General features: G+C 57.2%; 5 protein-coding genes, 2 rRNA genes and 1 pseudogene. 2 read left to right on the forward strand and 6 right to left on the reverse strand.

What is annotated here, in order from left to right:
- Positions 1–149 precede the first annotated feature (149 nt).
- Positions 150–2,390, forward strand: coding sequence for a TonB-dependent receptor (locus F0169_RS19525; RefSeq protein ID WP_152747378.1), 2,241 nt, complete (start codon positions 150–152; stop codon positions 2,388–2,390).
- Positions 2,391–2,456: 66 nt separating this feature from the next.
- On the opposite strand, the gene F0169_RS19530 is transcribed toward F0169_RS19525, so the two are convergent.
- On the reverse strand, positions 2,457–2,924 hold the full coding sequence (locus tag F0169_RS19530; RefSeq protein ID WP_152747379.1) for an SRPBCC family protein: 468 nt from the start codon (positions 2,922–2,924) through the stop codon (positions 2,457–2,459).
- Positions 2,925–3,021: 97 nt separating this feature from the next.
- Between F0169_RS19530 and F0169_RS19535 the strand changes: the two genes are divergently transcribed.
- Positions 3,022–3,426, forward strand: a complete 405-nt coding sequence (locus F0169_RS19535) for a GFA family protein (RefSeq protein WP_058414123.1) — start codon at positions 3,022–3,024, stop codon at positions 3,424–3,426.
- Here F0169_RS19535 and mrdA read toward each other — a convergent pair.
- The 5 genes and pseudogenes from mrdA to F0169_RS19555 form a co-directional block, all read right to left on the reverse strand.
- Positions 3,423–5,315, reverse strand: coding sequence for a penicillin-binding protein 2 (gene mrdA, locus F0169_RS19540; RefSeq protein ID WP_058414122.1), 1,893 nt, complete (start codon positions 5,313–5,315; stop codon positions 3,423–3,425). The genes F0169_RS19535 and mrdA overlap by 4 nt on opposite strands.
- 181 nt (positions 5,316–5,496) lie before the next feature.
- Positions 5,497–6,369: a methyl-accepting chemotaxis protein gene (locus tag F0169_RS28485; RefSeq protein WP_425274307.1), complete on the reverse strand. Its 873-nt coding sequence runs from the start codon at positions 6,367–6,369 to the stop codon at positions 5,497–5,499.
- Positions 6,352–7,401: pseudogene (locus F0169_RS28490) on the reverse strand (methyl-accepting chemotaxis protein); the annotation flags it as partial. The pseudogene F0169_RS28490 and the gene F0169_RS28485, both read right to left, overlap by 18 nt.
- A 456-nt stretch (positions 7,402–7,857) precedes the next feature.
- A 5S ribosomal RNA gene (gene rrf, locus F0169_RS19550) occupies positions 7,858–7,973 on the reverse strand.
- Between the two features lie 155 nt (positions 7,974–8,128).
- A 23S ribosomal RNA gene (locus tag F0169_RS19555) occupies positions 8,129–8,291 on the reverse strand; the annotation flags it as partial.

The raw sequence follows: 8,291 nt of genomic DNA on the forward strand, positions 1-8,291 counted from the left end.
AACGCGCGCGCAGACCACAATAATACAAACTTGTTGCAAAATATTAATCACAATCACTATCATTCGCGCCGGAGTCGTATCCGCGCAGCGAGGACGCGCAACGTTTTTGCCCTTTTCCTCACTGTGACGGTTCGCCGTCTGGATCGACCATGCCCGCCCGTGCCCGACTTTCCATCCCGTTTTGCCCTACCCTGCTCGCCCTTTGCTGCTCAGTGAGTTTTGCCGCTCACGCCGCAACCGCGCTGACTCCACTGACCCCGCAGGAAGCGAACAGCAGCCAGGGCGGCACTGCACTTCAATTGGAGGCCACGCGCATCAGCGCCGACGCACCCGCGCCGAATGCCCTGCCGCCGGTATACGCCGGCGGCCAGGTGGCGCGTGGCGGTCAGTTGGGCGTGCTGGGCAACCAGGACATCATGGACGTGCCGTTCAGCATGGCCGCCTACACCGAGAAACTGATACGTGACCAGCAGGCGGAAACCGTCGGCGACGTGCTGCTCAATGACGCGTCCGTGCGCCAGGCGTCGGGGTATGGCAACCAGTCACAAGCCTTTGTGATTCGCGGCCTGCCGCTGAATGGCGATGATATTTCCTATAACGGTTTGTACGGCATTTTGCCGCGCCAGATCATGTCCACCGATGCGCTGGAACGGGTTGAAGTGTTCAAGGGGCCGAATGCCTTTATCAACGGTGTAACGCCCGGCGGTTCAGGCATCGGCGGTGGCGTAAACCTGCAACCCAAGCGCGCGGAGGACGTGCCATTACGCCGTTTCAGTACCGACATCAGCAGTGATGGCCGGGTGGGCGAACATTTGGATGTGGGCCAGCGTTTTGGCGAAGACAACCGCTTTGGCGCACGCGTGAACATTTCCCAGCGCGAAGGCGATACCGGCATCGACGACGAAAACCAGCGCTCCAAGCTGTTTGCCGCAGGCCTGGATTATCGCGGTGATGCGCTGCGTTTATCCGCTGACTTCGCCTACCAACGCCAGCACATCAATGGTGGCCGCAACTCGGTGTTCCTTGGCACGGCAGTCACGCATATTCCCGACGCGCCATCAGCGGACACCAACTACGCCCCCAAGTGGGCCTCCACCGACCTTGAAGACACGTTCGGCATGCTGCGCGCCGACTATGACGTGAGCGACAACTGGAGCGTTTACCTCGCAGGCGGCGCCAAGCACACCAACGAAGAAGGCCGTTACTCCTCGGTGACGCTGACGGACAATCTGGGCAATGCCAACGTGACCGGTTCGCGCATTCATCACCAGGAAGACAACACCAGCTTGATGACCGGCTTGAACGGTAAATTCCAGACCGGCGACGTCAGCCACAAACTCAACCTTGGGCTGACCGGAATCTGGACTCAGGCGCGCAACGCCTACGACTTTGACCTCAGCGGCCATGCGAGCAATATCTACGAGCCATCGAGTGTCGCCGAGCCGGTTAAAGGCGGCTTCGCGGGTGGCGACATGAACGACCCGGGCATCACCGCCAAAACCTTTGCACGCAGTGCGGCGATCTCGGACACCGTCGGGTTTATGGACGACCGCCTGCTGCTCACCGCCGGCCTGCGCCGCCAGCAGTTGGTGGTTCAGGGCTTTGCCTACGGCACGGGCACGCGCACCGCCGCGTATGACAAGTCGATCACCACACCGGTGTACGGCATCGTGTTCAAGCCGTGGGACCACGTTTCGCTCTACGCCAACCACATTGAAGGGTTGGCCCAAGGCCCGACGGCACCCGTTGCGTCAGGCGGTTTGACCGTGACTAACGGCGCCGAGGCGTACGCGCCCGCGCGCACCAAGCAAACCGAAGCCGGCGTCAAACTTGATATGGGCACCTACGGCGCAACGCTGGGCGTGTACCGCATCGAGCAACCGAGTGACGGCTACTCGACGCAAACCAGCGCGACCACCGCGCTGTATGTGCGTGAGGGCCAGCAGGTCAACCAGGGCGTGGAGCTGAATGTGTTCGGTGAACCGATCAGCGGCCTGCGTTTGCTTGGCGGCGTCACCGTGATGAAGACCGAACTCAAAGACACCCTCAACGGCGCCAACGACGGCAACCGTGCGATTGGCGTGCCGTCATTCCAGCTTAACGCCGGCGTAGACTGGGACGTGCCCGGCCTGCAGGGCGTGAGCGTGAACGGGCGGATGTTGCGCACCGGCGGCCAGTACGCCGATGCGGCCAACAACCTGAGCTTGCCGGCATGGAACCGCTTCGACGTAGGCGCGCGCTACACCTTCAAGGTCGACCAGCGTGATGTATCGCTGGGCGCTACGGTGGAGAACGTTGCCAATACAAAGTACTGGGAATCGGCGCTGGGCGGTTATCTGACCCAAGGCGATCCGCGTGTGGCCAAGCTGTCGGCGACGATAGACTTCTAAAACGGTACACGCCGCCCTTATCGGGCGCGTGTAACGGTAATGTCTACAGCTCAACCATCGAGGCTGTCAGTCTCGACGGGCTCCGCCAAGATAGGTTTCGATGTTGTTCATTTGCTCATCCCACCCACGCGAGTTCATCTTGAAGGCTTTTTGCCGCCGGGCTGCGGGCACGCCGTTAAAGCCGGACTCGACCACCCGCAGCAAAATGCCCGGCGCGTGATCTTCCAGGGTGAACTCCACCAGGGTCGGTGTTTCAGCGTCGTAGTCGACATCCTTCTCGACCGCGTAAGGGTGCCACCAGAACGAGAACAGCGTCTGCGGCAGGATGCGTTCGATCTTGGCCTTCCACACCACGTGCTCGTAGCCTGCGTAGGTGATCGGCGCTTCGAGGGTGTCCCCCGCCGCGAAGGTTTTGCCCTTGAGGGCGACGCCGAACCAATTGCCGAACTGCTCGGCATCGGTGAGTGCTTCCCACACCTGTTTACGTGGCGCGCTGAGCAGGACTTTTCGTTCGATGCGATCTAATACGTGCATAAGTCACCTCCTCCATTGACATTAGGCGACATCGACCAATGCGCAACCTTGGGTTGTGCGCGATGATGATGCCCCATCCTTGAACCGACCTAACGTTATGACTGAGCCGTTAAATGGAAGTTGCTTGTGCAAGGCTGTGCGCTACGAGGTGGACAGCCTGGACATGCCGATCAGCCACTGCCACTGCAACAGCTGCCGCAAGGTGCATGCCGCAGCGTTTGTGGCCACGGCCGGGGTGATGCGCGAGCACTTTCGCTGGGCGCAGGGTGCAGAGTTGCTGTCGTCGTTTGAATCTTCACCGGGCAAACTCAGGCATTTCTGCTCAAGGTGCGGCTCACATCTGGTGGCGGAGCGTAGGCATCAGCCCCATGTGATTGTGCGGGTGGCGACGCTGGATGATGATCCAGGCGTTCGGCCCACCTCGCACATCTGGACCGCTCATGATGTGCCCTGGCTCGCCTATGCAGGCATAGAGCGCTGGGATGAGTGGCAAGTAGACTAGACGTGCGGGTCACCTGGCGCTTTGGCCGGCGTTGCATATTGCGGCTTGAGGTGGCCTTCCTGGTCCAGCAGCCAGGCGTCCATGATCTGCCGCACCACCGGGCCTGCCACGCGGCCACCGGCCTCGCCGTTTTCGATCATCACCGAAATCACGATTTTCGGGTGTTCGGCTGGCGCGAAGCCAACGAACAAGGCGTTGTCGCGATGGCGCTCCAGGGTCTTGTTGCGGTTGTAACGCTCACCTTGCTTGATCGCCACCACCTGCGCCGTACCACTCTTGCCGGCGATCCGGTATTGCGCGCCAAGTGCGGCGGCCCGTGCGATGCCGCGCGGGTCATGCATCACCAGTTGCATGCCATGGTTAACCTGCTCCCAATCACGCGGGTCTTTGAGCACCACGTTGGGCATCGGGTTTTCATCCACCGGCGCCACGCCGTTGATGGTTTTGGCCAAGTGCGGTCGGTTCCACACGCCTTTGTTGGCGATCAGCGCGGTGGCTTGCGCCAGTTGCAGCGGCGTGACCTGCATATAGCCCTGGCCAATGCCAAGGATCACGGTTTCACCCGGGAACCAGGGTTGGCGCCGCGTCGCACGCTTCCATGCCTGGGAAGGCATCAAGCCAGCCGACTCTTCGAACATGTCGAGCGAGACCTTCTGGCCAAGGCCGAATTCGGCCAGGTAGTCGTGCAGGCGGTCGATGCCCAGCTTGTGAGCCAGGTCGTAAAAATACGTGTCGTTGGAGCGCATGATGGCCGCGTCCATGTCCACCCAGCCGTCGCCGCTGTGGTTCCAGTTGCGGTATTTGTGGTCAAAATCAGGCAATTGGTAATAACCGGGGTCGAACACCCGGGTTTGCGCGGTGACCACACCGCTGTCGAGGCCGGCGATGGCCACTTCCGGCTTGATGGTTGAACCGGGCGCATAGAGCCCGCGCAGTACGCGGTTGAACAGCGGCCGGTCGATGGAATCATGCAGCGCGGCGTATTCCTTGAAGCTGATGCCGGTGACAAACAGGTTCGGGTCAAAGCTCGGCTTGCTGACCATTGCCAGTACTTCACCGGTTTGCGGGTCGAGCGCAACCACCGAACCACGGCGATCGCCCAAGGCTTCTTCCGCCGCTTCCTGCAGCTTGACGTCGAGGCTGAGCACGATGTTTTTGCCGGGGATCGGGTCAGTGTGCTTGAGCACGCGCAGTACGCGGCCCTGAGCATTGGTTTCAACCTCTTCATAACCTACGTGGCCATGCAGTTCAGACTCGTAAAAGCGCTCGATACCGGTCTTGCCGATGGATTGCGTACCGCGGTACTCCACCGAATCGAGGGCCTTGGATTCTTTTTCGTTGATGCGGCCGACGTAGCCAATCGAGTGGGCGAAGTGCGCGCCCAGCGGATAGTGGCGAACGAATTGAGGCTCGACGTCCACGCCGGGCAAACGAAATTCATTAACAGCCAGCACGGCGATCTGTTCTTCGGTTAATTCGTAGAACAACGTCACCGGCACAAAAGGATGGCGCGCCTGCTTCAGCGCCTTGTCGAACACGGCGCGGTCTTCAGCGGGCAGGTGCAGCAGATTGACGATGGCGTCCAGCTCACCCTTGAGGTCGGTGGTGCGCTCGCGGGTGATGGTCAGGTTATAACTGGGACGGTTATCGGCCAGTACCACGCCGTTGCGGTCATAGATCAACCCGCGCGTCGGCGTAATCGGCAATACGTGGACACGATTGTTTTCAGAAATCGTTGAGTGATAGTCGTACTGCACCACTTGCAGGAAGTACATGCGACCCACCAGGGCGCAGGTGATGCCAATCACCAACAGCGCACACGCGAGTAAACGCTTGTTGACCAGGCGGTTTTCTTTTTCGTGATCCTTGATCGGTATCGCTTCGGGCATTTCTACAGCATCTCGTTGAAGAAGATCGACGCCGCGTCCTGCGGATGAAAGATCAATCCTTGTGAAAATGTGCTGCACCATACCAAAAATGCAGAAACACTTTGCATCGATTTCCCCAACGGCATGCTGTTTTGTCACAACAAGCCAGGTCCAGGTCAAGCACTGGCTGTTTTAGCCGGCCTTATATAACGAATTTGCTGACCAAACCCTGCAGGTGCACACCCAACTTAGCCAACTCGACGCTGGAAGAGGCTGTTTCTTCACTGGCGGAGGCGGTTTGCTCCGAAATATCGCGGACGTTCAGAACGCTGCGGTTGATTTCTTCGGCGACGGCGCTCTGCTCTTCTGCAGAAGCGGCGATCTGCAGGTTCATTGATTCGATGGTCGAGATCGAACGGCTGATGTTACTGATCGAGGTCCCTGCATCACGGGTCAGCTCGACGCTGTTGTCGGTGAGTACGCGGCTGTTTTCGAGGATGGTCGCAACCTGTGCAGTTCGACGATGTAAACCATCGATCAAGGATGCAATTTCCTCGGTTGAGGTTTGGGTGCGTTGCGCGAGGCTTCTGACTTCATCGGCGACCACCGCAAAACCTCTGCCGGCTTCACCCGCGCGTGCAGCCTCGATGGCGGCGTTGAGTGCCAGCAAGTTGGTTTGCTGAGCGACGGCCTGAATCACATCAAGCACTCCGCCAATCTTGTTGCTCTCTTGCTTCAACTCATCCATCGCGGTCTTGGAGTGACCGACTTCGGTCGAGAGCTGTTCGATCTGAAGCACGGCACGGCCCACGACCGCATCACCCTCGCGGGCTTCTTTTGAGGCAGTAACTGCCGCGCGCGAGGCTTGTTCAGCGTTGCGCGCGACTTCCTGAACCGTGGCTGCCATTTCATTCATGGCCGTTGCTACCTGATCGGTTTCGCTGCGCTGGCTATTCACGCCTGCACTGGTTTGCTCCGTGACTGCCGACAACTGTTCGGCAGCGCTGGCTATCTGAGTGACACCATCACGCAAACCACCGATCAACTGGCGCAGGTTTTGAGTCATGTGATGCATGCTGCTTTGCAACATGCCCAGCTCGTCGCGCCGCGTGGTGACAGCGTTGTGCGTTAGATCCCCATTGGCTACCCGGTCAGCCAACTGCAGCGTTTCAAGCAGCGGGCCGACAATAACGCGGGTGATGAGCCATGCAGCGAGTGCGCTGACAATAAGCGCTACCACCAGCCACATAACCAACATTTTGCTGGCTTGGTTTACGTCTTCAATACGCAAATCCACTTGGTTTTGTGCTAGTTGATTGGCGGACGTGAGCAGGATTTCGATGTTTTTCGATATACCGGCCTGGGCGTTGTTAATCGCAACCTGAGCGCTCGAAAACTGTGTAAAAGCAGCCTCATGCTCATTCAGCGAGGCTTCAAGCGTTTTGATAGCGTCGGGTTGGATGCCGGAACCTTCGAGCGTTTTGATATAGGCAGACGTCGCAGAAATTGAGGTGATTGCGAGCTGCTGCGCTTCGGGTTTCAGCGTCAGCGTGTACGCCACCACATCGGCGCGCATTTTCTGAAACAGTGTGAACGCCTGCGCCATTAGCTCGCGTTGTGCAGAAGTGCTGTCTGGCGAATTAGCCAGCACGTTGAGCTGTTGTAACTTGGCTGCCGCGTCATCACCACGGCTGCCAACGAGTGTGCGACTGGCCTCACGCGTGTGAGTGGCATTGATCAAACTAGTGTAGAACACTATGTACTCTTTCATCGCCGCTGTTGCAGTGTTTACATGCGGAACGTTGAGTTTGGAGTCCAGCACTTTGCTTAAATAACCCAGGTGGCTATCCAGGTTTTCATACGCTTTAAGCCAGCCAGCCGCGTTCGCGTCGTCGGCATTCAAGCTGTAAACCAAGCGAGCTATTCGCATGTCTCGCGTCAGCGTACTGAGCTTGGCAATATCGGCGACGCGCTCACTGCGTTCACTGAGCGATGATATGCCCGACCACCCCGTCAGCGCGATAAGAACGGTGAACACTATGACGAGCGTGAAACCGAGTATCAGTTTAGATCTGACGCTCATGTTAACCAGTGTGTTTTTAAGCATGTTGCCCTCTCGGAATGACAATTATTAATGTACGAGACGGCTGCTCCGTGCCATTCCTACAGTATAAGAATTCGGCGGCTTGCAAAAAAACTTTAATGGATAAAAAAACTTTTTGAATATTTATCATATATATTGATGTTGCGCTTAACAGTGTTATAACCATTAAAGAAAGTTCAATTTTTTTATGCGCCCGATAGTCTTTATCTTAATTCGAGTTACTGAAAGTCCGCCATGCACTTTAAAAAGTGCGATAAGTGCCAGGTATTTATAATTCATCGCCAGTTATTACTGGTGGTTTTCAACGTGCGCATCGGTGCTTTTGTCCGAATGACAGAGAGATTTAATAGCCCAGGCCAGTGAAGCTAAAGAAACTGCGACACGCCTTGCTCATTAACTTTTCGACCGCCCAAAACAAAACCCCTGTTTGCGTTAGCAAACAGGGGCTCTGGAATTTAATCTTGACGATGACCTACTCTCACATGGGGAAACCCCACACTACCATCGGCGATGCATCGTTTCACTACTGAGTTCGGGATGGGATCAGGTGGTTCCAATGCTCTATGGTCGTCAAGAAATTCGGGTACTGAGTCGTGGCCTGATGGCCTCGCTTCAGCAAATTGGGTATGTGATAGCTTTCGGTGTTTTGTGAGATCGAACTTTCGGTTCTATCGTCTTCACACACCGCAATCTGGTGCTCGTCAGAGCAAGCAAATTGCTTGGGTGTTATATGGTCAAGCCTCACGGGCAATTAGTATTGGTTAGCTCAACGCCTCACAGCGCTTACACACCCAACCTATCAACGTCGTAGTCTTCGAACGGCCCTTTAGGGAACTCAAGGTTCCAGTGAGATCTCATCTTGAGGCTAGTTTCCCGCTTAGATGCTTTCAGCG

Origin of the sequence: Pseudomonas kitaguniensis, from assembly GCF_009296165.1 — a bacterium.
Taxonomy (GTDB): Bacteria; Pseudomonadota; Gammaproteobacteria; order Pseudomonadales; family Pseudomonadaceae; genus Aquipseudomonas; species Aquipseudomonas kitaguniensis.